1 protein-coding gene is annotated in these 525 nt (G+C 43.0%); it reads left to right on the top strand.

From position 1 onward, the window contains the following. Nucleotides 1-525: UDP-3-O-acyl-N-acetylglucosamine deacetylase (gene lpxC / locus R7E78_RS30310; protein WP_318059169.1), on the top strand; the 525-nt coding region annotated here is incomplete at both ends.

Here is a 525-nt window from a genome sequence, read left to right as displayed (position 1 = left end):
ATGGGCATCGACAACATTATTGTTGAAGTTGACGCACCTGAAATCCCAATTATGGATGGTAGCGCAAGCCCGTTCGTTTACCTGCTTCAGCAAGCTGGTATCGAAATGCAAAACGTTCCTAAGCGTTTTATCCGCATTAAAAAGCCAGTTCGTTTTGAAGATGGCGATAAGTGGGCAGAATTTGTCCCATTTAACGGCTTTCGTATGGACTTCGAAATTGACTTTAACCACCCTGCGATTGAATCAGACGAGCAGCGCCTGCTGTTTGATTTCTCATCTCAAGGTTTCGTTCGCGAAATTTCTCGTGCACGTACGTTTGGCTTTATGCGTGATATCGAGTACCTACAATCTCAAAACCTAGTTTTGGGTGGTAGTTTCGACAATGCTATTGTATTGGACGATTACCGAATTCTGAACGAAGAAGGTCTGCGCTTTGAGAATGAGTTTGTTACTCACAAGGTGTTAGATGCAATTGGCGACCTTTACATATGTGGTCATCCAATTATTGGTGAATTCCGTGCTTAT

The organism is Vibrio sp. YT-19(2023) (assembly GCF_033337395.1).
The sequence above is the reverse complement of the archived record's forward strand: the minus strand, read 5'-3'. Positions and strand labels throughout refer to the sequence as shown.